Origin of the sequence: Spirosoma luteum DSM 19990 (assembly GCF_000374065.1) — a bacterium.
Lineage (GTDB): Bacteria > Bacteroidota > Bacteroidia > Cytophagales > Spirosomataceae > Spirosoma > Spirosoma luteum.
Genome location: NZ_KB893265.1, coordinates 24,012 through 49,707, shown reverse-complemented (window position 1 = coordinate 49,707; position 25,696 = coordinate 24,012). Strand labels below are relative to the sequence as shown.

Here is a 25,696-nt window from a genome sequence, read left to right as displayed (position 1 = left end):
TGCGTACAGACAACGACTGGTCCTAATTCATCTTCGGCACCCCAACCCGGTACAGGTCGAACCCACCTTTGCCACCGGGCCGGTTTGAGGAAAAAATCATCAGCTGGTTCGTGTACGATTCTATGCCGGTCAGTATGGGTCGGTATTCATCGCTGGCGGTATTGATGGCAGGGCCAAAATTGATCGGTGCCGACCAGCGACTGCCATCCCACTGGCTGTAGTACAAATCGTAACCCCCATAACCACCGGGCCGGTTGGAGGTAAAGACTAATCGGTTACCCAAAATGAACGGACATTTATCATCGGCTGATGACGATAGTTCAGCTACGCGCTCGATGGCGACATCGGCTAGAGCTGGCAACTGATTCTGCCACTCCGTTGGCGTAATGGCGGGCAGGGTTGCCTTAAACACATCGAATGAGCCACCCCGGTTCGAGGTAAAGTACAGCGACTTAAAGTTTCTGTCGAAGGTGGGATAGCCATCGTCGGCGGGCGAGTTCAGGCACGCAACCGGCACCGGGTCCGAAAACGTTTTGCTGGTAATGGCCGTTGTGCTGCCCGGAATGGCCGATGCGCCCGTTGGGTTTTTGCGGTAGTTGTGCGTTAAGTATATGTCCAGGTTACCGGTCCGGTCGGAAGCAAACAACATCAGGTATTCACCATAGTGCCGGTTGAACCCGTCCTTGATTAAATCCCGGTCATACGACTGGATATACGGCCCCAATTCATTGGCACTGGAATTGGCGATGCTGGCGGCCCAGCCAACAGGAGCCAGCTCCTGCACTACATCCAGGCCACCGTAGGGAGTATAGTCGAACGAAAACAGACCGGAGCGCAGGTCATACGAATAATTGAGCGATTCCCGCACGAAGTCAAAATCACGTCTACCACCCCGTTTTGAGGAGAAGGTCAGGGCCGATACCGCACCTACGGTTTGCAGATTGGAATTATAATCATCATCGATGGAATTGATGGCGCCCATGGTCTCAACCGTTTCGGGAAAGGCCACTTCATCGTAACCGTGGAGCTTTTGTTTCTCCAGATCACAACTGAATAATAGTCCAAGCAGGCAGGCACCCAGTAACATGCGCTTCATCATCCGTATCGTTTTCTGTAAGACCCGAATGTATGGGAAACCGTTGTAAATAAAACCCGGCAAATTGATTTTCGCCCGCTACCAGGACTTTTACCCGGCGTCTTTGCCAGCGATTTCTTTCTAAAAAGGCATTCCTATCAAAAGAGCGACATTGATCCGTTCGCCCAGTGTGACATCCGTTATGGCACCAAATTTAAAAAGCTTCACCTCTCTGCCAATGAAGTCACTAATGCCGTTTGAGATTGCCATCTGTTCGCGCAGCAACAGCGGCTTTTCTTTACCGGTACTCGCAATCAGCAGGATTCGGTCAATAACGGGCCCGCCCATTGTTTGCGTCTGCACCTGATTAATTACCATAGTAACAATGTCGGTAGCCCGGTTATCTCCTTTTGCGGTCGCTACAGCCACCGCCATACGGGCTTTCGCAATTATTCTTATAACGTCCGGAAAGTCGGCCGAGTCAATGCTTGATTCACAGAAACTGGCCAGAATACTCACCGCACGGGTCATGTGTTCCACACGCTGACGATAGGCTTCCTGGTCCTGGGTACATATCCAGACACTATCGGCCTGCTGTTGCAGGTCAAGTATCCGGCGCTCAACCCATTGCTGTTGCTCAGAATCAGGATCCGGGTACAGGCCAACCGTAGACACTGTCCACTTTCCCTGCTCTTTGAGAACCTGGACGAGTAGAGCCGCCTGCCGGTAATCATCAGGACTACCAAGATCGGATAGGATGATGGCCAACTTGCCGGGTAGTGTCAGATCGCTGAGCGCGTCCGTCAGATGCCACTTTGCTTCATTATCGGGCCGGTTCGTTTCAAACAGGACCTTATTGGGTGCCGAAGAAGCCCGCAGCACATCGGCACTACCATGGCAGATGAGTAAGCTGGCACTGTAGACTGGTTTCCTGAGAAGTTGATTAACCACGGCCACCCCCATCTCACCCACACCAATGATGGTCAGCGTCGGCACTTCTTCGTCGTCGTACATGGCACAGATTGTTTGTCAGAAGTGTTTTGGTTTCATTCGTCGAAGTAGTCGTTATCCATCCGTTTGATTTCGTACGTCTGCTGAACGGTTACACCGAGGTTATAATCAATCATGAGTTGGGTTAGTTCTTCCCCATCAATGAGCACAATCTTGGTTTCGTTGCGGGGCGCGTAGTCTCTGGCTTCTTTTGTGAAACTGGAGGTGGTAATAAAAACGCCTTTCTTAGCCCCCTGCCCTGCCAGTGCGCCAACGAATTTATGCAACTCCGGGCGACCGACTACGTTTCCGGGTGCCCACTTTTTAGCCTGGATATAGATTACATCCAGTCCGAGTTTATCTTCCTTTATGGTTCCGTCAATGCCTTCATCGCCACTTTTGCCAATGGCTTTGCCCGCATCTTTGATTGACCCACCGTACCCCATTTTAACGAGTAACTCAACAACCAGCTTTTCAAAAAAAGCGGGGGACTGGGAGACAATTTTAGCCAGAAGGTCCTGAGAAAGCGTTTTACGAATGCTCTGGTAAGTGCTATCCAGCGTTTCTTCAGGGGTTTGAGTTGATACGTCGTCAGTCGGTCGATTTGCCTGCTGCGGTCCATTCTCGTCACGCTTCGGTGATTGAAACTCAACGTACTCCGGGAAATGACGCAGAAATGCTATGTTAATTTTAGGCGGTTTTTCTTCCAGGACACCTCTCCCTCGCCCGGTTAATATGAAGTAAGAACGCCGTGGTGATTCGATTAGACCTGCTTTAAGCAAATGGGTTTTTGTCCATGCAACACGGTTTTCGAATATCCGCTGGGTTCCCGACGGCAATAATTCTTCCCGTTCTGATTCGGAGAGTCCAAACTCATTAGCTAGACATTCTACGGCTTCGCGCGTTGTATGTTCGTTCCCATCACTGCTGAATTTAAGAAATGGCAACATAATGGACTGGAAATCGGGAACAGGCATAGGTATGATTTTAGGTGTGCAAAGATAGTGCCGGTACGATTAAGCAATCATGCACTTACCCGGAAAGAGCATCCCCAGTCCCCTCTACCGCTCAATTTTCATCTCCAGTAAGGCGTAGCTTAAACTTTTGCCGTGGGTGTCCATAGTCAGGGAGGTAGTCACACCACCGGTCAGGGCCTGCTGGCACACGAATTGAAGCGCGGGCAGGTTGGGTAACTCATACCGGGTCACTTCCCCCGCCACAATATCCCGAAGGTGATGCCTGACGGCTTCGGCGGTCACGCGGACGCGCAGGAGTTCGTAATCATCGGCGTTGTAGGGAATTAGCGACAACGTAAGCGTGTTGCCTTTGTCGCCTGCCCTGCTGTGGGCCAGATCGTAGAGTTTGACGGTCATGACTGAAACAGGGTTAGTTGCGGGGTGATGGTACGGCGGTCCATGAGCGTGGAGACGATGCCGACCAGTTCGTGAACGTACTTACGGGCACCTCCGCCCCCCGCCGGGCCGTTGGTATAGAGCGCTTCGACTTCTTCACCTACCAAAGCCGCCATGCTGGCTGTACTGGCTTTACCGGCCACCCGCAACCGGATTTCGTAGGGGTCGGGATACTCCCCAAAGCTAGTCCGGTGGACGGATGTACTGCCGATGTAATCGACGCGTAAATCAGGAAAACGGTCCCGAAGCCGCTCCTGAATGATAGCCCCCGCCAGTTGCGCCCGGCCCACTGCCTTCGACCCGGCGTAGGAAATTTCGCCCTCTCCCACAAAACCCGCATCGTACCCTACGCTCACTTTCAGGGTACCGGGAGCAGCCTGTCCCCGTCCACCCGACACCCGCACCTGATTTGGCCCGACTTCCTCCAGCCGAACCTGGGTGAAATCGGCCACCACATCGGGCGTAAGGTAGCGGCTGGGGTCCATCACTTCGTACAGCAGTTGCTCTTTTGCCGTGGCCAAAGTCAGCAGTCCGCCTGTACCGGCTACTTTACCGAACGTAGCGGTTCCGTCGGGAAGAATATCAGCAAAGGGATGACCTAAATGCGCCAGGTCGGGCACGTTTTTTCGGCCGGGTACATCCATACCGGGGTCGGCAAAGTATCCACCCGTCAGCTGACCGGCGCACTCCAGCAAATGCCCGATAACGGTACCCTGCCCCATCTGGTCGGCATTGTCCGGTAACCAGCCAAATTCGTGCATCAGTGGCGTCAAAAACAGCGAAGGATCGGCCACGCGGCCGGTGATAATGATGTTGGCTTTCGTGGCCAAAGCGGGCAGAATGGCATCGGCACCCAGGTAGGCATTGGCCGAAACCAGTGGCCCCGAAGCCGTAAGCGGCTGACCCGTTTCAAGGGCTTTTTCATCGCCCGAAAGCAGATGAAATACATCGTCACCTGTGATGGCAGCTACGGTAATCGACAGATTCAGTCGCCGGGCAATCCCGCAGATTTTCTCAGCCGCAGCCAGCGGATTGGCCGCTCCCATATTCGTGATCAGCCGGACGTTTCGGGCGATCAGGTCGGGCAATAACAACTCGATTCGACGTTCCAGCAGCGGGTCATACCCCAGGGGTGGATTCTGTCTTTTGCGCTTCTGCGCGAGGGCGATGGTTCGTTCGGCCAGACATTCCAGGACCAGATAATCCAGATTAGCCTGCTGGAGTAAAACAAGGGCTGGTTCGAGCCGGTCGCCGGAGAAGCCCGCGCCACAGCCAATACGAATACGTTCGTTCATAGATGGATGGAACCCGTTAGCAGGGCGGCCAGCGTCATGACCAGCGTGGTACCGAACGCCCATTTGAGGATAAATTTCTGGTGATCACCCAAATCTACTTCGGCCAGCCCCACCAGCAGAAAGGTCGACGCCGTGAGCGGGCTAACGGGGAAACCGACCGTCATCTGCCCCAGCAAAGCCGCCCGCCCAATCTCCAGCGGGTCAATGCCAAACTGCGTGGCCGTCTGACTCAGGATGGGTACCACACCAAAATAATAGGCATCGGGCGTGAACAGTAAACTCGCGGGCATACTGGTAATAGCTGTCAACGTGGGTAACAAGCCCGCGTGCTGTTGCGGAATCAGCGAGATAACGGACGTTGCCATTGCTTCAATCATTTTGGAGCCGGTCAGGATACCCGAAAAAACGCCCGCGGCAAAAATCATACTCGACACCATGAAGATATTGTTGCCGTGATTGCGCAACACCTTTTGCTGGTCGGCCAGTTTGGGGTAATTCAGGAGGAGTACCACGGCGGCAGCCACCATAAACAGAGCCGGAGCCGGTACCCAGCCTTTCATCAGTGTGACAATCAGCCCCACGGTCAGTACGGCATTGACCCAGAACAGCCTGGGCCGACGAAACAGTCGTTGCTCGTCGGTCAGGTTTTCGTGGTGGACGTACTGCAACTCGGCAATGCCTAATCGTTTTCGTTCTTTCAACCCAAACCAATAGGCAACAAACAGCACCCAGATAACCCCCGCAATAATGGCCGGAATATTGGGATTAAAAAGTTGGGTAGCATCCGTTTTCAGCGTCGAGATAGCCCGCGCCGACGTACCCGACCAGGGCACCAGGTGCAACGGCCCCACACTGAGCGCCACAATGCCGGGCAGCATTAATTTATTGATTTTCAGTTGGCGGTAAATGGGCAGAAACGCCGACATCACAATCATAAACGTAGCCGTGCCATCCCCATCCAGGTGGACAATCATCGTTAGCAGTGCTGTTCCCATGATCACCTTCAGCGGGTCGCCTTTTACGTAGCGGATGATGGCCGACACCACGGGGTCGAACAGGCCCGCATCGAGCATGGTCGCAAAATACAGCACGGCAAACATCAGCAGAATCCCCGTGGGAGCCACCTGTTTAATGCCCGTTAAAATCATTTCACCCAGTTCTTTCGGATTAAAGCCGGCCAGCAAGCCCATCACCAAAGGCACCAGTACCAGTGCTGTAATCACGGAAAGACGTTTGGTGATAATCAGGACAAGAAAGAGGGCAATTGTGGCAAAACCGAAAAAAGAGAGCATACTGTGTTGGGTAATTACTGATGGTTACTCAACCAAACGCATTTGTGGTTTGTCATTACCGATTCGGCGACGACAAACCACAGTCACGTCCCTTATAATGGTTTACCCGTTGCTACTTCAATCAGCTCTTTGTCGTGGTGGTTTTTCACCTGGCTCACGTTGTCAAAAATCATGGTGGCACCGTTGTCGGCGGTGTACTGCGGCCAGGCAGGAAGACCTTTAACGTTTGGGTTACCGGTCTGGGCAAATGCAATCCAGGCCCGGCTCATCTTGTCGGCAAGGGCCTGGGCCTCTTTGCCGCCCCCCGTCATTTCTTCACACCGGCTGATGTTATCGAATACAAATGGAATTTCCATGCAGTGCATCGACTTGTATATGCCGTCGTTGACGGGCGAGGCCCAGGTAAACTCGTATGCATAAACGGGCGCGGCTCCCGCAACGCCTGACTTTTGGTTGGCCTGCCGGATCGTGTTCTCCCGGAAGTTGATATCCACATTCACGTAGTCGGCGGGTTGCGTCGTTTCGGGATAGGCTTTTTTAACGGCGGCCAGATAAGCAGGGGTTTTATCCCCGTACCGCTTTTCCAGCGCAGCCTTTGCCGCTTCCATATCTGCCGGGCGGTTAGCCGGGTTGAACGGGCCAAACTCCGTTTTGGTCGAACCTACCAGCAGGGGAATATCTTTCGACAGCGCCAGTGCGGCAGTCTCTTTGGGCTGGTTGGGCAGGAAGTTACCGTCGAGAATAGGTCCCCAACCCAAACCAAATGCGGGCCGTCCTTCGCCTTTCAGACTCTCACCCACTTTGCGAATCGCCTTTTTACCAGCCGCGTTCAACCGCTCGTACGAGATTTTCTGTAGCGAATCTACCTGATTGGGTTGTAGGTGCAATTCTTCCAGCAGGGCCGCACTTACTTTCCGGGCCAGTTCGCTTTCCGTAAAACTGGTTATGTAACTTCCACTCTGCACAATAGCTTTCTGAAACAGCCCTTTGGCCGATGGCGCATTCATCAGGCTGGTCACTTTGCCACCCCCACCCGACTGCCCGAAGATGGTAACGTTATCGGGATCACCCCCGAACTGTGCAATGTTCTGCTTCACCCATTGCAGGGAAGCCACCAGGTCCATCAGGCCCGCGTTTGGCGAGTTTTTGTACTTATCGCCATAGGCACCCAGATCCAGAAAGCCCAGGATGTTCAGGCGGTGGTTTACCGTCACGACCACCACATCGCCTTTTTTGGTCAGGTTTTCGCCATCATACGACGGCAGTTCTACCGATGAACCCGCCGTGAAGCCGCCCCCGTGCAACCATACCATAACGGGCCTTTTTTTAGCCGCCGTCAGCTGTGGCGTCCAGACATTCAGGCTCAGGCAGTTTTCGTTGGTATAGCCCCAGTCGTGATGAAAGGGGAACTCAATCTCATCATTGGTCGAGGTGGTTACGTCCATGGGACACACCGGGCCATAGGTCATTGAACTCCGTACGTTTGTCCAGGAATCCGGTTTGGTGGGTGCCATGAACCGGTCGGCTTTGGCGTAGGGAATGCCCTTGAAGGTGTAGGTGCCATTATGGATGTACCCGCGCACCTTGCCGGACTCCGTCGGAACAACCGCAATATCTTTACCCGCCATAATGGGCGATGATGCCGTTTTGGTCGTTTGGGCGGGTGCCACCAGCGGTAGCGTCAGCATGGTTAGTGCCAGTAATAACGAGTTGGTTTTCATTGAATTGGAATTAGTCTTTAAGTTTAAATTAATTGACTATCAATTTCTTACACTTCCTTTATGAGATATTTCTGTCATGCTGACGAAGGAAGCATCTTTGGTAATTGGAAATTTTGCTGTTCCCGCTCCGGCAGCCCGGCGAAGATGCTTCCTTCGTCAGCATGACAAATAACAATCTACTATCTTCATTGACCCGCTGCTTAATTGGTTCGGGCGGGTTGGTTTTTGCTCATCTGCCCATACAGAAAATCCAGCGAAGCGGCATCGGGAAGGGGTTTAGCCTGAACGTTGTCGCCCAATAGCATTATCTGTTTATTTTTGGTGGAATAGGCGGGCCATTTGGGTAACCCATTGCCATTGGGGCTACCGGTTTTCATGAAATTGACCCAGTACGTTGACATGGTTTTAGCCAGTTCGGCATCTTTCGGTTCCAGTGGGCGGAGATTGCGGTCGACAAAGGCAAGGTTGTCGTAAGCGTAGGCCACCTCGCCCGTGTGGAATGCCCCGTAGCGGGCGTACTCGCCGGTGGCGGGTAGCTTTCGGGTGAAGCGGTACACGTACACCGGCTTGCCCTGCTTACTCTGGACGTTGGCCCAGGCGTAGTTTTGCGCCCCAAATATCATGTCCCGCGACAGGTTTAGCTGCGACCGGGCTGCTTCAGCATCCGTCGTGCCGGGGTAATGTTTCAGAAAATCCGGCGCGTCGGTCCCGTACTGTTGCTCCAGCTGTTTGCGGTACTCGTCCGCCTTTTTCGCCGGGCCAAACGCCATGCCTTCATCTTCGTTCCAGCCGGTCAGCAACGCCACGTCGTTCTGTTTATCGGCCGCAAAAATAGCTGCGATGGACTGCGGCAGCACGTAACCGTCAATGATGGGACCACGACCCCCCTGCCCTTTCTTCAGGATTTCGTCGGCGGGCAGGGCGCGTAAATCCGCCAGCGATGAGGCCCCTATCGACTGCATGGTTTTCAGGCCCGCTTCCTCCGCCTGCTGTAAAGTCGGGTACGGACGGGCAAAACCGGCTCCGCTTTCGGCAATGGCTTTGTTGAACAGGTTTTTAGCCAGGGGTGACGCCACCAGGCAGTTCACGGCCATTGAACCCGCCGACTGGCCGGCAATGGTAACGTTGTTGGGGTCACCCCCAAACTGCGCAATATTCTGCTTCACCCACTGCAGAGCGGCTATCTGGTCCATCAGGCCATAATTCCCCGATGCGTTGTGGCCCGATTCCTTCGTCAGTTCCGGGAGTGCCAGAAAGCCGAACGGCCCTACACGGTAGTTCGCACTGACAAACACGACGCCTTTTTTTGCCGTGGCTTCGCCATCGTAAAGCGGCACACCACTTCCCCCGCTGTTGAAACCACCCCCATATATCCAGACAAGTACCGGCAGGCGTTCCTGCGGCAGGCGTTCCTGCGGTAATTTGGCTCCAGTCTGGCTTGACTTCGTCCACACATTCAGGTACAGGCAGTCTTCACTGATTTGTTCTTTCGGAATCAGGTATTCAGCACTCCACGGCCCAAACGGAGCAGGTGCGCCCTGCATGGGACTTGGCCCGAACTGATCGCCTTTCCGAACGCCGGTCCAGGGTTTGACCGGCTGTGGTGCTTTCCAGCGTAAGTCGCCAACGGGCGGAGCCGCAAACGGAATACCTTTAAAACTCCGCACACCACCGTCTTTACTGACGGTACCCGCAATTTGCCCACCGGTTACGGTAACCACCGTCGGCTCGTCGCTAACGGGGATCAAGGCCATAAAGCCCGTCAATCCAATGACTGCGAGGCCTACTACTAATGTCACGTTTTTCATAGACTTAAGGAATAGTTACACCGTTTGCTTTCAGGATTTTGCTAAAAAACAGCATCTGGTACGGTAAAGAATTTTGCCAGTAGTCCCAGGTGTGGGCACCGGGCCGTTCGGTATAGTCGTGCGGGGTTTTATTCTCCACCAGTTGGCGGTGCAAATCCCGGTTCCCTTCAATCAGGAAGTCATCTACACCAATATCGAAAATAAGCGGCAGGCCGTTGGCTTTGAGTTTATCGGCCAGCGTGACCAGCGTGTATCCCGGATAGGGCGCATTGCCGGGAGCGGCAGGGCCCAGCAGTTTGGCAAAATTCTCCGAACGTGATTTAGCAAAGTCGGCAGGGACTTTCCAGGTGGCGGTGTTGATGTTCATGACCCCACTCATGCTTCCAACTACCGAGTACAGGTCGGGATGGCGACTGGCAATAAACATAGCCCCGTGCCCACCCATGCTCAGGCCCGCAATGATGCGCCCTTTTTTCTCCCGAACGGTGCGGTATGCGTTGTCAATTTTGTCGATGAGTTCGCGCGAAATGAAGGTTTCAAACTGGCTGGCTTTAACCTGGGGACTGTCGAAATAATAGCTGGTCGGGTCGCCATCGGGCGTCACAATGATAACGTTATACTGATCGGCCATGCGGTGCAGCAGCATTTTGTCGGGCGTTTTGGTGAGCCAGTCCCGAAAATTGCCGGAGCCCCCGTGGAGCAGGTAGAGCACCGGAAAAGGCTGGGTGGCAGAACTGTACCGCTCCGGCAGTACCACAGCCGTCCGCAGCGTCCGGTTCATACTGGCGCTGGGGATATCCAGCGTATCGACTTTAGCCGCCAGCACCTGAAGTGATAACAGGCAGCCAAGAACAAAAGACAGGGTTTTGGCAGTAAGTTTCAGCATGAGTTATTGAGCAATTGTACCGTTGGCTTTCAGCACATTGGAAAAGAACAGCATATGATTCGGCAGGGAATTCTCCCAGTAGTCCCAGGTGTGACCACCGGGCCGTTCGGTGTAGTCATGGGGCGTTTTATTGTACACCAACCGACGATGCACCTCCCGGTTGGGCTCGATCAGAAAATCGTCTACACCACAGTCGATGATTAATTTCACATCGTTTGCCTTCATTTTCTCGGTCATGTACACAACGGAGTTGGCCGCGTAATAGTCGGGAGTTGACCCCATCGGCCCCAGAATCCGGGTAAAGCCGGGTTCAATCTGTTTGGCAAACTCGGGCGTAATGCGCCAGTTGGCCGAATTCAAATCCAGGGCGCCACTCATGCTGCCCGCAGCACAGTATAACTCCGGGTGGCGCGTAGCCAGGTATAAGGCTCCATGACCACCCATGCTCAAACCCGTAATAAGCCGCCCTTTGCGGTCGCGGATGGTGCGATACGTATTATCTATTTTGTCAATGACCTCTTTGGCAATGTAGGTTTCAAACTGGTTATCTTTCTGCAATGGGCTGTCCAGATACCCTCCCAGCCGTTCGCCCTCGGGCATGACAATGATGAGGTTGTACTGATCGGCCAGTTTATGCACCAGCATCCGATCGGGTGTTTGTTTCAGCCAGTCGCTGAAGGTACCCCCACCCCCGTGCAGCAAATACAGAACAGGGTAATTCGTTTTAGCTTTTGCGTATGTGGCCGGCAGTACAATTGCCGCGCGCATTGACCGATTCATGGCGGCACTCGGAATAGCCAGCGTGTCAACACTGGCACCCATAGCCGCCGATAGTGACAACGCGAGCAGATTACAACCAAGAAATAGACGAAAAAAATGCATGAGTTCAGCGTTCCTTTTAGTGAAAGCGCAGGATAATCTACCTACACGATTCGGGTATAGAAACCAAATTGAGGTATCTTTACGTCAAAAGTACGCAAAGGCAACTTTACCTGCATCATCGCTCATGATTTTATTGTAACATTTTATGACTGAGTATTATGACTGAGTATAATGATCCGGCTGTTCGGTACTACCAGGAAGTATTCGATCAGTGCATCCATTACCTGTCCATTGATGGGGTTATCTTCGGCTTCCACCAGAATCAGCTAAAGGTTCTGTTGCTGCGATGGAAAGGAACGGATGCGTGGAGCCTGCCGGGCGGCTTCATTCGGAAAGCCGAATCGGTCGATGTAGCAGCCCAGCGCATCATGCAGGAACGAACGGGTCTGGATGCGCTTTACCTCCAGCAGTTTCATGTCTTTGGCGAAGCCGTTCGCTACGATCAGGAAGCTACCTGGCGAAAAATTAACCTGCCCGTCGACGGTGCCAAGTGGTCGGAACGGACCATATCCCTGGGCTATTACGCGCTGGTGGAACATTCGAAAGTAATACCGACGCCCGATTTCCTGACGGAAGTATGCGCCTGGTGGAGTCTGGACGACGTACCAGCCCTACTTTTTGACCATAACCACATCATTGCCGTTGCACTACTGTCGCTGCGAAAAGACTTCAACGACCAGCCTCTGAATCACTTATTGCCCGACACCTTTACGATTCCGGAACTACAACGTCTGCACGAAACCATCCTGGGACTTTCGTTGGACGGACGTAATTTTTACAAGAAAGTAATGGCGTCAGGGCAGTTGGAGCGTCTTTCCGAACGCCGGGCGGGCACCCCTCACAAAGCTCCGTTTCTATACCGATTTAAGCCCAGCGAGCCGACAAACAGGTTGCCTACCCTTGAAGCCAAAACTGCTTGACACCTTGACTCACGAATAACAATACACAGGGTGGGATAGGTTTATTCGTGGCTTACCTAAGTCCATCCTGATTTGGCCTCAAAAACAAAAAAGTGTCGGAAGCTTTCTCCCGACACTTTAATAACAGACAAAAGAGGTTGATAACCAGCTTACTCCATCACCATTTCGGTGTGGGCCGGGGCTTCAATTTTCTTACCGATAAATAGCAACAGCAGCGGCACGCAGATGAGGAAGAATGCGCCAATTATCAGGAACGCATCGGCATAGGTCATCACCAGCGCCTGTTTGATAACGGCCCCGTGCAGCACGCTATACGCCTTGCTGGTCGCTGTCACGAGAGCATCCCCTTTCGACAAAAACAGACTGGTGTACTGCCGGATACGTTCGGCCGAGAGCGGGTTATATAGCGAGACGTTATCGCCCAGCCGCGAAGCATGAAACATAGTACGAGTGGAGATGTACGTCGTCATTATGGCCGTTCCAAACGTACCGCCCAGCTGACGAATCATATTGGTAAGGGCCGAACCCTGCGGAATCTCGATGGTTTTTAGATCCGATAACGTAATGGTTGTCAATGGGATAAAAATCAATCCCATACCAATGCCCCGAATAATAAGCGGCCAGAAGAAATAGTCCGGCCCGGCCACGAGACTAATGGCCGACAAATCGAAACAGAAGCCGAAGAACATCAGAAAGCCGATGGCGGCATACCAGATGGGCGATATGTAATTCTTACTGAGCAAACCGCCAACAATGGGCATCATCATACCCGTAGCCAGGGAACCGGGCATCAGCAGCAACCCCGTCTGGCTGGCCGTAAAGCCCAGAATGGTCTGACAGAAAACCGGGATGATAAAGACCGACGCAAACAGCCCGAAGCCCAGGATGAAATTGAACAGCGTACCCACCGAAAACCGGCGCTGCTTCAGTAAGCGCAAATCCAGAATGGGCATTTTGACAGCCAGTTGTCGCCAGATGAAACCAATCAGACCAACAACAGCCGCGATAGACATACCGATGATGAACGTTGAATCGAACCAGTCCTCCTCGTGCCCTTTCTCCAGAATGATTTGCAACCCGCCAATACCCATGATCAGGAGTATAAGCGCGAGCCAGTCCATCTTACCCGCCATTACCTTTTCGGCAGGCTCCTTGATGTATGTATACGTCAGGAACGTAGCCAGAATACCGAAGGGAATATTGATATAAAATACCCAGTTCCATGACAGATTATCGGTGATGTACCCACCAAGTGTAGGGCCGATGGAAGGCCCGATAATTACGCCCATCCCGAAAATAGCATTGGCAATACCCAGGTCTTCTTTCGGGAACGTCTGAATCAGAATGGACTGGGCGGTGGTCAACAACCCGCCCCCACCAATACCCTGTACTACCCGGAAAAACACCAGTTCCCACACGTTGGTGGAAGTACCGCAGAATATCGACGCGATGGTGAACAGGATGATGGATGCCGCAAAGTAATTCCGACGGCCCAGCTTAGCCGTCAGCCAGCCCGACATCGTAATCATCACAGCACTGGCGGCTGCGTATCCCGTTACGACCCAGCTGATATCGCCCAGCGATGCCCCCAGATTTCCCATCATCTGGTTCAGCGTCACGTTCACGATGGACGAGTCGATGGTTTGCAGCAGGGCAGCCGTTGTCACGGTAATTACAACGACCCATTTATCAAAACCTAACTTCTTCATAGTGTTGATTTTAGGTAATTGATTTATCGTTTATGGCTGGCTACTCGTCAGCAACAAATGCGTCAGCCAGCCATAAACGACAAACCGTAAACCTTCTTATTTCTGTAAATCCACCGCTACCGTCGCACTCATACCGGGGCGAAGCTTGGCGTAGAGGGGGCTATTTTTGTCCAGGTCAATCCGGACCGGAATTCGTTGCACTACTTTCACGTAGTTACCCGTGGCGTTATCGGGGGGCAGCAGGGTGAATTTTGCCCCCGTAGCTCCGGCAAATGAACCCACGTGTCCAACCAGTTTCTCGTCTTCGAATGCGTCCACGTCCACAGCGACCGTCTGGCCGGGCTGCATCTGTTGCAACTGCGTTTCTTTGAAGTTTGCCGTCACCCACAGGGTTGAATTACTCACCACCGAGCAAAGGGCCTGACCCGGCTGAACCAGTTGACCTATCTGCACGGCCCGCTTGGAAACCACCCCCGAAATGGGCGCCTTCACTACGGTGTAGGACAGTTGCAGTTCGGCCATGTCCAGGTCGGCCTGACGCTGTTTGATGGCAGCCTGCGCTACGGAAATCTGCCCTTCTGTGGCCCGGCGTTGGGAACTGGTCACGCCCGTTTGCGTACCGGCGGCACTCACCTGCGACTGCGCCGTTTGCAACTGGGCCTGGGCCGCCTGTAGCTGCGCCTGAGCGGCATCGCGCTCAGCCTGTACGGCGTCGAACTGTTGCTGAGGAACGGTTTTCTCGGCCAGTAATCGACCGTATCGCTCAAAATCCTGCGTGGCTTTGCGGGCCCGGGCTTGAGCGGCCGCTACATTTGCCTGCGCCGTTGCCACTTGGTTACGAGCCGTTTGCACACTGGCCTGTGAACTTTGAATGGTGGCCGCGGCTACGTTCACCTGCGACCGGGACACCCCGGCAGCGGCCATCGCACTTTGCAAAGCGGCTTCGGCCTGCGCTACCCGAATGCGGTAATCCGCATCATCCAGCACTACCAGGGTATCACCCGCCTTCACGAACTGATTGTCTTTAAAGCGAATCTCTTTCACGTACCCACCCGCTTTTGGAATCACCGGGTTCACATCGCCATCAATCTGCGCATCGTCGGTAGTTTCGTGCCGTTGCAGGTAACGAAACTCACTGTAGCCAAAAAAGAGCGCAACAGCCAGCACAATGACGCCCCCTACCCGAATTACTGTTTTCTTATCCATGATTATGAGTGTACTCGTTCTCGAAAATTAATTGAGGTTATTTCCCGTCGCTTTCAACAGGCGCTGATAGGCCAGTTGCGCATCGACAGTTGCGTTAATTGCATTGAGTTGCGCCTGTAACAGAAAGCTGTTGGCTTCCAGTAAATCGGTTGAGCCAACCAGGCCATTCCGGAAGCGGGATTCCGTCAGGCGGTAGTTTTCCTGTGCCTGCCCCACAGCGGTGCCAATTACATTTTGCTGCTCCAGTGCCAGTTGATAATTGTTATAGGCCGTTACCACTTCACTCCGAATCTGGTCCGTTTGCTGCTGCCCCTGTAAGTTTGCCTGGTCAATGGCGTTCTGGGCACTGTGCAACTTTCCTTTCAGGTTGTAAAGCGAGCCGATATTATAGGACAATCCGGCACCCAGACTCCAGGCACTCACGAACGAATTAGCTTCGGGAATAAGCCGGGCGGATGGATTGATGTAATTGTAGCCCAGCGACACCCCCAAGTGGGGATACATCACACTTTTAGTATTTCGCAACATTGCCACCGCCGATTGTTCGCGCAGGGCATTCGCCCGCACTTCGGGACGCCCCTGAATGGCCTGCGTCATGAAGCTGCTCAGGGGTTCGGCAACGGCAACGGGATTTGCCAGCACGGTATCAACCATCACTTCCTGCCCATCGGGAAGACCAACCAGCAAGCTGAAGTTGTACAGGGCTGTCTGACGAGCTTTCTCGACCTGAAGCCGACTCAGTCTCAGGTTATTTTTCTGCAACTGAATCTTCAGTACTTCATTCGAGGTCACAACCCCTTCTTTCAGCAAGTTCTGCGCTTCCCGTTCTTTTTCGTCGAACTGACTGATGCTCTGGTCAATAACGCGGGTTGAGCGAAGCAACTTAACAATGTTATAATACGCGTCGGTAACGGTGTAGATCAACTCCGACCGGTTCCGTTGGGCGTCCAGTTGAGTTGCCTTAGCCAGTAAATCAGCTGATAACTCCGCCGACTTTTCGGCAAAACCACCGAATACCTCTTTACTAATGGTAGCCCCTCCGATGGTGGCGTTAAACGCCCCCGCCGGAATTGAGAGGAGTGCTTTTCCATCACTACCCTGCCCCATCGAAAACGGCCCTGTCAGGCTATAACGCGAGTAAGCCAGCGACGCATTGGCCTGCGGCAGGCTCCGGTCTTTTGTTTCCTGCAAACGCGATTCAGCGGCCTGCGTGCGGGAGTCGGCCAGTTTAATTCCCTTATTATTCTGTAAAGCCAGTTGAATGGCCTGGTTCAGCGGCAGGGTGGCCAGTCCGGGCTGAGTCGGAACGGACTGCGCCAGCCCCAATCCCAGGCTTAACAGCCAAACACTGGCTCCTATCACATACTTTTTCATGTTCACTGATTTATGATTTTTTCAAGGAGTGTATTCAAGGTGCTTACTTCATCGTCCGTCAGGTGACTGACAATGGATTCAAAGTTTTTGAAATCAACCGATACCCTTTCTACGAACGTATAGGACTCTTCTGTTAACCTCAGATTGACCTTCCGACGATTCTGCGGGTCTACTTCCCGGACCAGTAGATTCTTGGCTACCAGTCGGTCGGTCAGTCGGGTTATGTCGGAGTTCACATCGGTCATTTTCTCCTTCAACTCTCCGGCAGTAAGGCTACCCGGATACGCTTCGGACAGGCGACGCAACAGTATGTACTGCTGCACCGACAAATCGAACGGGGCTAGCTTTTGTCCAAAATAGTTAAAGATATACCCATCCGTCCGATGGATATTTTTAATTAACCGATGATATTCATTAATGAGTGGCTGTTCCATGTTTTTATCGCACAGCAAAGGTAAAACCAATATTCGTTTAAACAAATTTCGTTTAAACGACATAAAATTCAGCGTAAAACATCCCTTCCTGTCAAGCTGGGCAGGCTGACTTTATTTAATACAAGAAAATCTACTTATTGAAATAGTACAATAGCAATTTGTGCCCATCCGGAGAGTTTTTAGTTGATTCCGGTCAATAACGGTTATCCTTTTTTAATAGAATTTTAACCACGAATGCTTTATAAAAACCAGCGCCAAGAAAAAAAGAAGGCCCTTTGCACCGAATGCAAAGGGCCTTCTCTCACTACTGACAGTAACAGTTGTTGGCTTTACTTTATCTCACCCACCATATCTTCGGGCTTTACCCATTCATTGAATTCTTCTTCGGTCAGGTAGCCGAGCTTCAGGGCCGTTTCTTTCAGTGTAGAGCCGTTTTTGTGGGCGGTCTGGGCAATTTCGGCGGCTTTATAGTACCCGATTTTAGTGTTAAGAGCCGTTACCAGCATCAGCGACGAATCCACATGCTTTTTGATATTGGCTTCGATGGGTTCGATGCCTTCCGCGCACTTGTCGTTGAACGACACACACACATCACCAATCAGGCGAGCCGAGTGCAGGAAGTTGAAAATCATGACCGGCTTGAACACGTTCAGCTCAAAATGACCGCTCATGCCCCCAATGTTGATGGCTACGTCGTTGCCCATCACCTGTGCGGCTACCATGGTCATGGCCTCGCACTGGGTGGGGTTCACTTTGCCCGGCATGATGGAGGAACCAGGCTCGTTATCCGGAATGTGTAGTTCGCCAATGCCTGCGCGGGGGCCACTCGACAGCATCCGGATGTCATTCCCAATCTTCATCAGACTGGCGGCTACTGTTTTCAGCGCACCGTGGGCTTCTACAATGGCATCGTGGGCGGCCAGGGCTTCAAACTTGTTCTCGGCGGTAATGAATGGCAGACCCGTTACGGTAGCAATGTGTTTGGCTACGCTCTCCGAATAATTGGGGGGGGTATTGATGCCCGTCCCTACCGCGGTACCACCCAGGGCCAGTTCGCTCAGGTGCGCCAGTGAATTATTGATAGCCCGCAGGCCGTGGTCCAGTTGCGAAACGTAGCCCGAAAACTCCTGCCCGACCGTCAGGGGCGTAGCATCCATGAAGTGCGTTCGCCCAATTTTGACGACGTGCATGAACTGCTTCGACTTGGCCGCCAGCGTATCGCGTAGTTTGGTAATGCCCGGAATCGTTACGTCCAGCAGGATTTTATAGGCCGCAATGTGCATGGCCGTTGGAAACGTATCGTTGCTCGACTGCGACTTGTTCACATCGTCGTTGGGGTGCAGGAATTTCTTCTCGTCGGTCAACTGACCGCCCTGGAGCACATGGCCCCGGTAAGCCACTACCTCATTGACGTTCATGTTCGACTGCGTACCCGAACCCGTTTGCCAGACCACCAGCGGAAACTGGTCGTCGAGTTTTCCGGCCAGAATTTCGTCGCAGGCCTGGCCGATGAGATCACTTTTCTCCTGTGCCAACACGCCCGCGTCGAGGTTGGTCAGCGCAGCTGCTTTTTTAAGATAGGCAAATGCCCGGATAATCTCTCGGGGCATTTTATTGATGTCCTGAGCAATCTTGAAGTTTTCGATGGAGCGTTGAGTCTGGGCTCCCCAATACACATTGGCCGGTACCTGAACCTGGCCCATGGTGTCTTTTTCGATACGGTATTCCATTTTAAAGAGCGAAAGGGTGAATGAGTGAAAGAGCGAATGTGGCCTAGTGGATAACCACTCCTTCACTCATTTGCTCTTTCACTCTCTAGAGCCGCAAAGGTAAAGCACAGTCGAACAGGGTTGCAAGGAATTGTTATCTTTGTCAGGTTGTTATCATTTGACAGTATTTAAACTATCAAATTACCATGCAGGTATCAATAGGTCAAATTGCCAATGCTTTGGGTGGCGAATCATTGATAAGGCATCCTGTGCGCCATGAACTGGACTTAATGGCTGTTGTCGAATCAGGTCTGCCAATAGAGCCGCTCATACACCTTCAGACTAAATTTGGTTTTACCAATAAAGTAATGAGCCAAATTCTGGCAATTTCTGAAAGTACGTACCAACGGCGTATCCGGGCTAGAGAGAAGCTGACCAGAGACGAGACAGAGAAAGTGATTGCGCTGTCAGAAGTGTACGAGAAAGGTATAGAGGTATTTGAAAATCAGCAGGATTTTCAGGAATGGCTCAGTGCACAAATTGTATCGTTGCAGCATCAGCGTCCTATTGACTTGCTGGATACGATTCTGGGTCGCAAACAGATAATGCGTGTTTTAAACGCGATTCTGCACGGTATTTATCTATAGTATTTACGACACATTAATAGTTACGCCACTTTTATACTTTTTGTCGGTAGAATCAGACGGGGTAGTCGACAATACTTTTGCTTCATGAATCTCTACCGAATAGCTAAAATAGCCTATGCCACTGACTTACGTGGGCTAGGCGGCTTATACGAAGCGGGTCGCTGGCATAGGGAAGGAACTCAGATTTTATATACTTCCGAAGTGGTATCCTTAGCCATGCTGGAAGTGTTGAGCCACTGGCAAAAAACACCTACCGGACTCGTTCTGGTTACCATGGGCATACCAGCAACCGCAACAATCAATATAGTCGAATCGGACATGCTGCCTGTTTCTTGGCGTGAACTTCCCTACCTACCAGCTTTAGCCGATTTAACTCAACAGTGGATTCAGGAAGGAAAATGCTGGATCATGCGCGTTCCGTCAGCCCACTCACCCACCGAGTTTAATTACCTGCTCAATCCGCTTCATCCCGAACATACCACGCTGAAACTGATTAGCGTTGAGCCGCATCCATTCGATCCCCGGTTGAAATAAGCCTGCTTTCATTAAAAACACCCCTACCCTTTCAGCGCATGGTCGGTTTTCACATCCTGCCCCGACCAGATTTTTTTAGCTGTCCAGTCGGCTTCCGGTTCTGCCCAGAACGGGGCTGATACCGGCAGACCCAATGGCAGAAATGCGACCGAGCACAAATATAGACTACCCGTTGATATGTATGTCTCGCCAATAGAAGGCTGGTGTCCGCACAGGCCAATTTGCAGCCATCCTTTAGCGTCGAACGTACCGGGAACATCCATTGTCCGGTGAATAACGGCAGTCAGGGCGGAGCGTACCTGTCCAGCCGGTAATTCCGGGGGTAATTGCTGTTGCAGGGCAATCTGAGCCAGTAATTGAAACGCCCCACATCGGTAGGCTAGTGAGCGTCCGAAAGCCGAAAAAGACCCATCGGGACCAATGAACCGCTCTTGTATCATGGCATACCGCTGCGCACGAGCCAGCAGCGTTTCGTACAATCCTTTTTCGGCTTTACCGGCCTCATCCAGCGTTTTCACGACATCGAGCAGCATGGGCTGAATGACGTAACTATTATAATAGTCCCAGTGAAAATCGGGTCCGTCGCCGTAAGCGCCATCCCCCTTATACCAGGCCTGATGCTGGCGAATGGCGTAATCCATCCGCAACTCATCGCCGGAGCCGGCGTATTTCAGCAAAGCCGCTTCCACCATGGCGCTGAATAAAAGCCAGTTATTATAACCGGGCTTGATAGCCCGACTGGCCTGAAACGCATTGATTACGCTGGTCTGCTCAACGGTACTTAGCGCATGCCAGAGCTTGGGGGAACGAAGAAGACCGTGCGCCAGAAATGCCGCATCGACCAGCGGCTGACCACCTCTGGTAAAGTTTAAGTAATCGGGCGCTTTAGGATTTACCCCATTGGCAATGGCCTGCCGGGACAGGTCGAGGTAGCGCTGCCGTAAACTGCCTTCATGTACATCATCATCGGCATTTAATTCCAGCCAGGGCGCAAGGCCTGCCATCGTGCGACCGAGGGCTTCCAGATGCGATACAACCAATCGCCCAGGCTGCTGCCCCGGTGCCGACTCAACGGGCATCGTAGCTTTTAACTGATTTTTTGCCAGGGCCGATAACACCGGATCGGCCACTTTCAGTAGTGTTTGCACCCAGTATGCCCGGTCTTCCTTTCCGGTTGCATTGACCACGCCAGGTGAAGCTTTGTTGTAGTCTATCGCCCCGCCAACAGTATGCAAACCAATGGGTAAGGTAGCCGCAAGCCGGGCAAAGGTCCGTCGTTTCATAGAATCAATGGTTATGCAGGTACTTTTGAAGAAAGCGACTACCCCTGAATTTTACTGATAAATACGATAGCAATCGCGACACAAGTGCCGGTTAGCTGAACCGTTCAGGGCAAAAACACTGTTACCAATCCAACACTTGCCCCTTCCGTTTACCAGTGAGCCAAGATCAGAAAAAAGCCGACCCGTCGGCCGCAGTCGGAAAGCCGGCCGTCGATGCATCGGCCGGAGTGCCTGCCACCGGACAAATTTTTGACTGGGCTATTTTGCGACGTCTCTACACGTTTGTGAAGCCCTATCAAACTCGTTTTTACCTGCTGGTTGGTACCATTCTGGTCTCGGCCTGTTTAGCCCCCCTGGCACCGCTGATGATTCGGTACACCATCGATAATGTCATTGCGATGGGTAATTACGAGCAGCTAACGCTGATGCTGGTACTGATGATTGCCGTACTGATTGTTCAGGCCGTCGTTCAGTTTCTGAACACCTACCTGTCGGGCTGGCTGGGGCAATTCGTTATCCGCGACATTCGGGTGCAGTTGTACCAGAAAATACTGCTTCTCCGGCTCAAGTTTTTCGACAATACCCCCATTGGCCGACTGGTTACCCGCGCTATATCGGACGTTGAAACGCTGGCCGATGTATTTAGTCAGGGAATGGCGGCCATTGCGGGCGACATCCTGCAACTGGTTCTTATTATCGGGGTCATGTTCTACACCGACTGGCGACTGGCGGCTATCAGCCTGTCGACCATTCCGCTCATGCTGTTCAGTACCTACGTTTTCAAGGAGAAAATCAAGAAATCGTTCAACAATGTGCGCACGGCCGTTGCCAACCTCAATTCGTTCGTGCAGGAGCATATCACGGGGATGAACATCGTTCAGATTTTCGGCAGCGAAAAAATAGAGGCCGAAAAGTTTCGGGGCATCAATGACGAACACCGGGCGGCCAACATCCGGTCTATCCTTTACTACTCTATTTATTACCCGGTGGCCGATATTATTTCGGCGGTGGCAGTAGGGATGGTTGTCTGGTACGGATCGACCCGGATTATTCATTCCGATGTTACGTTTGGTACAGTCACCGCCTTTGTGATGTTTATCAACCTGTTTTTTCGGCCTATCCGAATGCTGGCCGATCGGTTCAACACCCTGCAAATGGGCATCGTCAGTACCGACCGGATTCTGAAATTGCTGGACAGTGATGAGTTCACACGCAACGATGGCCAGCTCGCCCCCGAAACTATTCAGGGAAAGGTAGAATTCAAGGATGTCTGGTTTGCCTACAACAATGAAGACTGGGTATTACGCGACATTTCGTTCCGGGCCAATGCGGGCGAAACCATCGCGTTTGTGGGGGCTACCGGTGCGGGCAAATCATCCATCATCAACCTGCTAAGCCGTTTCTACGACATCAATAAAGGCGATATCTGGATTGATGATGTCGATGTTCATGACTACGAACTGGGTCATCTGCGCCGGAATATTGGCGTTGTGTTACAGGATGTGTTTCTATTTTCCGATACCATAGAAAACAACATTACCCTCGGCGATAAGGGAATCACGCGGGAGCAAATCGTGGAAGCAGCCAAACTGGTTGGGGTTCACGAATTCATCGAACGCCTGCCGGGCGGGTACGAGTACAACGTCATGGAGCGCGGCTCTACCCTGTCGGTGGGGCAGCGGCAATTGATTTCGTTCGTACGGGCCATGGTACAGAACCCTAAAATCATCGTGCTCGACGAAGCCACGTCGTCCGTCGATACCGAAACGGAGGAGATGATTCAGGATGCCATTGGTAAACTGATGAAAGGACGTACCGCTATCGTGATTGCCCACCGGTTATCGACCATTCAGAAAGCGAACAACATTATTGTGGTCGATAAGGGGCGCATTGTGGAGCAGGGCAGCCACGAGGAGCTACTCCAGCACGAAGGGTTTTACGCCAATCTGTACCGGATGCAATATAAAGAAGTGGTATAGTTTCTTTTACAGCGCGCTAATCCACTGCTCTTTCCTCCCCTTCAAGCCCTGAACTGGTCATTCCTTCCGCAGTAACTGAGTGACCCGACACCGCAGGTGTGGCATTCGTTGGGCCAGGGCCACTACCATCCAGCGCGTAGGCAATGGAATCGGCCAGATCATCGGGTGCTATCTTAACGGATTCCCCCGTCGGCTGCACCGGTTCAGGATATTCTCCGTCATTTTGCTGGCTAATCACTTCCTCATCAGCATGAGGGTCTGTTTCCATACCGGTTGGAACCGTTTCGACAGATCGGCTATGGGTATCACCGCCGGTCGTTTCGCTGGGGTCGGGCATGAGGTAGCGCATGGCTGTCGTTGTGTTTAGTGCTCCACTATAACCAGTAAACAGGTATGGCTGTTTGGCGACAGGCTTATTCTTCGGTTAATTTCGTCACCATAATCTTGTCGATCCGGCTTTTATCCATGTCGATAATTTCGAACTGGTAAGCATGCCAGATGAAGGTTTCGCCGGTTTGAGGTATGTCTTTCAGGATATGGAGGGCAAAACCGCCGAGGGTGTCGAAACCAGTTAATTCGCGCTTCGTGGCAGCGTTGATCGTGATGGAGAAATAAGACAAAAAATCCTCGAAGGGCAGTTGGGCATCGATCAGAAAACTACCGTCTTCGCGCTCCCGAATCTCGTAATCGGAGTGGGTATCGTCATTAATGTCACCCACCAGTACATCCAGAATATCGTTGATGGTGATAATGCCCAGCACCCCGCCGTACTCGTCTACAATCATACCGACGTACTGCCGCCGTTCCCGAAACCGCTCCAGCACCTGATAGGCCCGGTTGTTTTCGGGAATAAACAGAACATCACGCTTCATATCCTGCAGGCGCGTTAACTCCACATCGAAGTCACGCCCCAGAAAATCTTTTGTATAAATCAGGCCAACAACTTCATCTACCCCTCCGTTGCAAAGCGGATAAACGGAGTGTTTGTAGTCCAACACCTTCGCTTTATTCTCGGCCGTTTCATCCTCCAGATCGAGGTAGATAATCTCCTGCCGGTTGGTCATCAGAGAGGTAATCTTTCGGTCGCCGAGCTGAAAGACGTTCTGAACAATCTCCTGTTCAATCTCTTCAATAGCTCCGCCCGAGGTCCCCTCCTGAATAAGGCTTTTGATCTCCTCTTCTGTAACCGAACTGGCATTAGGCTTGATATTCAACAGCTTGAGCAACAAATCACTGGAAAGGGTAAGCAGTGCAATAAACGGCGAGGTTACCTTGGAGAGAAAAATCATCGGCGCAGCCATCGTTTTGGAAATCCCTTCGGGATTGGATAGCCCAATGCGTTTGGGCACCAACTCACCAAACACGAGCGACATGTACGTAAGCAGCAGCAACACCAGTACCACCGCTACGGAATGAGCATATGGCCGTATGATTTCTATTTGGGCAACAAACGCCTGCACATCCGTGGTGAGTTTATCGCCCGAAAAAATACCCAGCAAAATACCAATCAGCGTAATACCGATCTGCACCGTCGATAGAAACCGATTGGGTGAATTAGACAGGTCGAGAGCCACCTGTGCCCGACGATCACCATTCCGGGCGGCTGTTTCTAACTTCGACTTGCGGGAGGAGACTAAGGCAATTTCTGACATTGAGAACACCCCATTCAAAATCGTCAGCAGTAAAATAATGAGTAGTTCCACAAAGGGAGAAAGTTGGCCTGTTGCAAAAATATAGAAACTGAACTGCTTTCCAACCGATTCTTGTGTGCGACAGAGTAGCAGTTTCATTACTTTTACGGTTTGAACTGCTTATTGTTCTGATGATTGTTTTTGTAAATGACCGCCCCATCCGGCTCGTAGGTCCGAGAGCCGCTGCTCAATTAACGGATCCTGCCTTGGAAGGTGGCCCGCCGGTTACGGAGTACGACGAAGTGGTAGATGCCCGTTTGGAGTTGCTCCGGGACGATGTGCTCCATGGTCACCTGCTGGTCCTGAACGCGACTCCTACTACCGTCAGCAAATTACTGGCGCTGCTTCAAAAAGCCGATGCCAGTTACATGCTTTCCGTAACCCTGGGCTGCCTGGACAAAGAAGCCTGCGAAGAAGCCATCAAAAAACCATTTAAAGTCATTAAAGCGGCTGGTGGTGTAGTGCTTAAAGGCGATAAAATGCTGCTGATGTTCCGGCGGGGCGTCTGGGATTTACCGAAAGGAAAATTAGACCCCGGCGAATCCTCCAGAATGGGAGCCGCCCGCGAAGTTCGGGAGGAGACCGGCGTTAAAGTATCCGTCCATCAGCGAATCTGTACTACCTGGCATACGTACACCCTCAACGGTAACCGGATTTTAAAACGGACCAAATGGTATCAGATGGGCGTACTGGACGAGAGCCGTATGGCTCCCCAGCTTGACGAAGATATTGAGAAACTAAGCTGGTTTAACCGGCGGGAAACAAAACTGGCCCTAACCAATTCATTCAGTTCAATTCGGTACGTCATTGATCAACTACAGGCAATGGTTGTCAGGAGCTAGACAGTAT

At 52.2% G+C, this 25,696-nt stretch carries 23 protein-coding genes; 5 read left to right on the top strand and 18 right to left on the bottom strand.

What is annotated here, in order from left to right:
• Positions 1-22 precede the first annotated feature (22 nt).
• From B156_RS0117345 to B156_RS0117300, 10 genes are all read right to left on the bottom strand, one after another.
• Entirely contained in the window at positions 23-1,099 is a 1,077-nt protein-coding gene (locus B156_RS0117345; protein ID WP_245563764.1) for a TolB-like translocation protein, read from the bottom strand.
• Between the two features lie 117 nt (positions 1,100-1,216).
• On the bottom strand, positions 1,217-2,089 hold the full coding sequence (locus B156_RS0117340; RefSeq protein WP_018621033.1) for an FtsZ/tubulin family protein: 873 nt from the start codon (positions 2,087-2,089) through the stop codon (positions 1,217-1,219).
• A 32-nt stretch (positions 2,090-2,121) separates the two neighbouring features.
• Positions 2,122-3,042 carry a restriction endonuclease gene (locus B156_RS0117335; protein ID WP_018621032.1) on the bottom strand — a complete coding sequence of 307 codons (921 nt, stop codon included), beginning with the start codon at positions 3,040-3,042 and terminating at the stop codon, positions 2,122-2,124.
• 84 nt (positions 3,043-3,126) lie between these two features.
• Positions 3,127-3,438 (bottom strand): AtuA-related protein, encoded by a 312-nt coding sequence (locus B156_RS0117330; protein ID WP_018621031.1) that lies wholly within the window; start codon positions 3,436-3,438, stop codon positions 3,127-3,129.
• Positions 3,435-4,772 (bottom strand): acyclic terpene utilization AtuA family protein, encoded by a 1,338-nt coding sequence (locus B156_RS0117325; protein ID WP_018621030.1) that lies wholly within the window; start codon positions 4,770-4,772, stop codon positions 3,435-3,437. Before B156_RS0117325 ends, B156_RS0117330 begins: the two co-directional genes overlap by 4 nt.
• Positions 4,769-6,064, bottom strand: coding sequence for a CitMHS family transporter (locus tag B156_RS0117320; protein WP_018621029.1), 1,296 nt, complete (start codon positions 6,062-6,064; stop codon positions 4,769-4,771). Before B156_RS0117320 ends, B156_RS0117325 begins: the two co-directional genes overlap by 4 nt.
• Positions 6,065-6,156: 92 nt before the next feature.
• Positions 6,157-7,785, bottom strand: a complete 1,629-nt coding sequence (locus tag B156_RS0117315) for a carboxylesterase/lipase family protein (RefSeq protein WP_018621028.1) — start codon at positions 7,783-7,785, stop codon at positions 6,157-6,159.
• A gap of 200 nt (positions 7,786-7,985) precedes the next feature.
• On the bottom strand, positions 7,986-9,593 hold the full coding sequence (locus tag B156_RS0117310; RefSeq protein ID WP_018621027.1) for a carboxylesterase/lipase family protein: 1,608 nt from the start codon (positions 9,591-9,593) through the stop codon (positions 7,986-7,988).
• 4 nt (positions 9,594-9,597) lie between these two features.
• Positions 9,598-10,479 (bottom strand): alpha/beta hydrolase, encoded by an 882-nt coding sequence (locus B156_RS0117305; RefSeq protein WP_018621026.1) that lies wholly within the window; start codon positions 10,477-10,479, stop codon positions 9,598-9,600.
• A gap of 3 nt (positions 10,480-10,482) precedes the next feature.
• Entirely contained in the window at positions 10,483-11,361 is an 879-nt protein-coding gene (locus B156_RS0117300; protein ID WP_026260885.1) for an alpha/beta hydrolase, read from the bottom strand.
• Between the two features lie 158 nt (positions 11,362-11,519).
• Between B156_RS0117300 and B156_RS0117295 the strand changes: the two genes are divergently transcribed.
• Positions 11,520-12,281 (top strand): NUDIX hydrolase, encoded by a 762-nt coding sequence (locus B156_RS0117295; protein ID WP_018621024.1) that lies wholly within the window; start codon positions 11,520-11,522, stop codon positions 12,279-12,281.
• 149 nt (positions 12,282-12,430) lie between these two features.
• Here the strand turns inward: B156_RS0117295 and B156_RS0117290 are convergent, their stop codons facing one another.
• The 5 genes from B156_RS0117290 to fumC all read right to left on the bottom strand — a co-directional run bounded on the left by B156_RS0117290 (position 12,431) and on the right by fumC (position 18,734).
• Positions 12,431-13,990, bottom strand: coding sequence for a DHA2 family efflux MFS transporter permease subunit (locus tag B156_RS0117290; RefSeq protein WP_018621023.1), 1,560 nt, complete (start codon positions 13,988-13,990; stop codon positions 12,431-12,433).
• 96 nt (positions 13,991-14,086) lie between these two features.
• Positions 14,087-15,196 (bottom strand): HlyD family secretion protein, encoded by a 1,110-nt coding sequence (locus tag B156_RS0117285; protein WP_018621022.1) that lies wholly within the window; start codon positions 15,194-15,196, stop codon positions 14,087-14,089.
• Between the two features lie 27 nt (positions 15,197-15,223).
• A complete protein-coding gene (locus B156_RS0117280; protein WP_018621021.1) occupies positions 15,224-16,570 on the bottom strand; it encodes a TolC family protein in 1,347 nt (448 codons plus the stop codon).
• A 2-nt stretch (positions 16,571-16,572) separates the two neighbouring features.
• The gene (locus tag B156_RS0117275) at positions 16,573-17,004 is read right to left on the bottom strand and encodes a MarR family winged helix-turn-helix transcriptional regulator (protein ID WP_018621020.1); all 432 of its coding nucleotides are present in this window, start codon (positions 17,002-17,004) and stop codon (positions 16,573-16,575) included.
• 329 nt (positions 17,005-17,333) lie between these two features.
• A complete protein-coding gene (gene fumC, locus B156_RS0117265; protein ID WP_018621018.1) occupies positions 17,334-18,734 on the bottom strand; it encodes a class II fumarate hydratase in 1,401 nt (466 codons plus the stop codon).
• A 185-nt stretch (positions 18,735-18,919) separates the two neighbouring features.
• On the opposite strand from fumC, the gene parS reads away from it, so the two are divergent.
• Both parS and B156_RS0117255 read left to right on the top strand, forming a co-directional pair.
• Positions 18,920-19,360, top strand: a complete 441-nt coding sequence (gene parS, locus B156_RS0117260) for a type II RES/Xre toxin-antitoxin system antitoxin (protein WP_018621017.1) — start codon at positions 18,920-18,922, stop codon at positions 19,358-19,360.
• Positions 19,361-19,444: 84 nt separating this feature from the next.
• Positions 19,445-19,894: an RES family NAD+ phosphorylase gene (locus B156_RS0117255; RefSeq protein WP_018621016.1), complete on the top strand. Its 450-nt coding sequence runs from the start codon at positions 19,445-19,447 to the stop codon at positions 19,892-19,894.
• A gap of 23 nt (positions 19,895-19,917) precedes the next feature.
• Here the strand turns inward: B156_RS0117255 and B156_RS0117250 are convergent, their stop codons facing one another.
• Positions 19,918-21,177, bottom strand: a complete 1,260-nt coding sequence (locus B156_RS0117250) for a DUF2264 domain-containing protein (RefSeq protein WP_018621015.1) — start codon at positions 21,175-21,177, stop codon at positions 19,918-19,920.
• Between the two features lie 227 nt (positions 21,178-21,404).
• Here B156_RS0117250 and B156_RS0117245 point away from each other — a divergent pair, with 227 nt between their 5' ends.
• A complete protein-coding gene (locus tag B156_RS0117245) occupies positions 21,405-23,156 on the top strand; it encodes an ABC transporter ATP-binding protein (RefSeq protein ID WP_026260884.1) in 1,752 nt (583 codons plus the stop codon).
• A 16-nt stretch (positions 23,157-23,172) separates the two neighbouring features.
• On the opposite strand, the gene B156_RS0117240 is transcribed toward B156_RS0117245, so the two are convergent.
• Together B156_RS0117240 and B156_RS0117235 are read right to left on the bottom strand one after the other, a co-directional pair.
• Complete coding sequence (locus B156_RS0117240; RefSeq protein WP_018621013.1) at positions 23,173-23,505, bottom strand: hypothetical protein; 333 nt, start codon at positions 23,503-23,505, stop codon at positions 23,173-23,175.
• A gap of 64 nt (positions 23,506-23,569) precedes the next feature.
• Complete coding sequence (locus B156_RS0117235; protein ID WP_084757783.1) at positions 23,570-24,859, bottom strand: hemolysin family protein; 1,290 nt, start codon at positions 24,857-24,859, stop codon at positions 23,570-23,572.
• Positions 24,860-24,978: 119 nt separating this feature from the next.
• Here B156_RS0117235 and B156_RS0117230 point away from each other — a divergent pair, with 119 nt between their 5' ends.
• A complete protein-coding gene (locus B156_RS0117230; protein ID WP_018621011.1) occupies positions 24,979-25,689 on the top strand; it encodes an NUDIX hydrolase in 711 nt (236 codons plus the stop codon).
• The last annotated feature ends 7 nt before the right edge of the window (positions 25,690-25,696 follow it).

What these genes read in the sequence shown, in the direction of transcription:
- B156_RS0117345 (WP_245563764.1), bottom strand. Translation starts at nt 1,099, where the DNA reads ATGATGAAGCGCATGTTACTGGGTGCCTGCCTGCTTGGACTATTATTC.
- B156_RS0117340 (WP_018621033.1), bottom strand. Translation starts at nt 2,089, where the DNA reads ATGTACGACGACGAAGAAGTGCCGACGCTGACCATCATTGGTGTGGGT.
- B156_RS0117335 (WP_018621032.1), bottom strand. Translation starts at nt 3,042, where the DNA reads ATGCCTGTTCCCGATTTCCAGTCCATTATGTTGCCATTTCTTAAATTC.
- B156_RS0117330 (WP_018621031.1), bottom strand. Translation starts at nt 3,438, where the DNA reads ATGACCGTCAAACTCTACGATCTGGCCCACAGCAGGGCAGGCGACAAA.
- B156_RS0117325 (WP_018621030.1), bottom strand. Translation starts at nt 4,772, where the DNA reads ATGAACGAACGTATTCGTATTGGCTGTGGCGCGGGCTTCTCCGGCGAC.
- B156_RS0117320 (WP_018621029.1), bottom strand. Translation starts at nt 6,064, where the DNA reads ATGCTCTCTTTTTTCGGTTTTGCCACAATTGCCCTCTTTCTTGTCCTG.
- B156_RS0117315 (WP_018621028.1), bottom strand. Translation starts at nt 7,785, where the DNA reads ATGAAAACCAACTCGTTATTACTGGCACTAACCATGCTGACGCTACCG.
- B156_RS0117310 (WP_018621027.1), bottom strand. Translation starts at nt 9,593, where the DNA reads ATGAAAAACGTGACATTAGTAGTAGGCCTCGCAGTCATTGGATTGACG.
- B156_RS0117305 (WP_018621026.1), bottom strand. Translation starts at nt 10,479, where the DNA reads ATGCTGAAACTTACTGCCAAAACCCTGTCTTTTGTTCTTGGCTGCCTG.
- B156_RS0117300 (WP_026260885.1), bottom strand. Translation starts at nt 11,361, where the DNA reads ATGCATTTTTTTCGTCTATTTCTTGGTTGTAATCTGCTCGCGTTGTCA.
- B156_RS0117295 (WP_018621024.1), top strand. Translation starts at nt 11,520, where the DNA reads ATGACTGAGTATAATGATCCGGCTGTTCGGTACTACCAGGAAGTATTC.
- B156_RS0117290 (WP_018621023.1), bottom strand. Translation starts at nt 13,990, where the DNA reads ATGAAGAAGTTAGGTTTTGATAAATGGGTCGTTGTAATTACCGTGACA.
- B156_RS0117285 (WP_018621022.1), bottom strand. Translation starts at nt 15,196, where the DNA reads ATGGATAAGAAAACAGTAATTCGGGTAGGGGGCGTCATTGTGCTGGCT.
- B156_RS0117280 (WP_018621021.1), bottom strand. Translation starts at nt 16,570, where the DNA reads ATGAAAAAGTATGTGATAGGAGCCAGTGTTTGGCTGTTAAGCCTGGGA.
- B156_RS0117275 (WP_018621020.1), bottom strand. Translation starts at nt 17,004, where the DNA reads ATGGAACAGCCACTCATTAATGAATATCATCGGTTAATTAAAAATATC.
- fumC (WP_018621018.1), bottom strand. Translation starts at nt 18,734, where the DNA reads ATGGAATACCGTATCGAAAAAGACACCATGGGCCAGGTTCAGGTACCG.
- parS (WP_018621017.1), top strand. Translation starts at nt 18,920, where the DNA reads ATGCAGGTATCAATAGGTCAAATTGCCAATGCTTTGGGTGGCGAATCA.
- B156_RS0117255 (WP_018621016.1), top strand. Translation starts at nt 19,445, where the DNA reads ATGAATCTCTACCGAATAGCTAAAATAGCCTATGCCACTGACTTACGT.
- B156_RS0117250 (WP_018621015.1), bottom strand. Translation starts at nt 21,177, where the DNA reads ATGAAACGACGGACCTTTGCCCGGCTTGCGGCTACCTTACCCATTGGT.
- B156_RS0117240 (WP_018621013.1), bottom strand. Translation starts at nt 23,505, where the DNA reads ATGCGCTACCTCATGCCCGACCCCAGCGAAACGACCGGCGGTGATACC.
- B156_RS0117230 (WP_018621011.1), top strand. Translation starts at nt 24,979, where the DNA reads ATGATTGTTTTTGTAAATGACCGCCCCATCCGGCTCGTAGGTCCGAGA.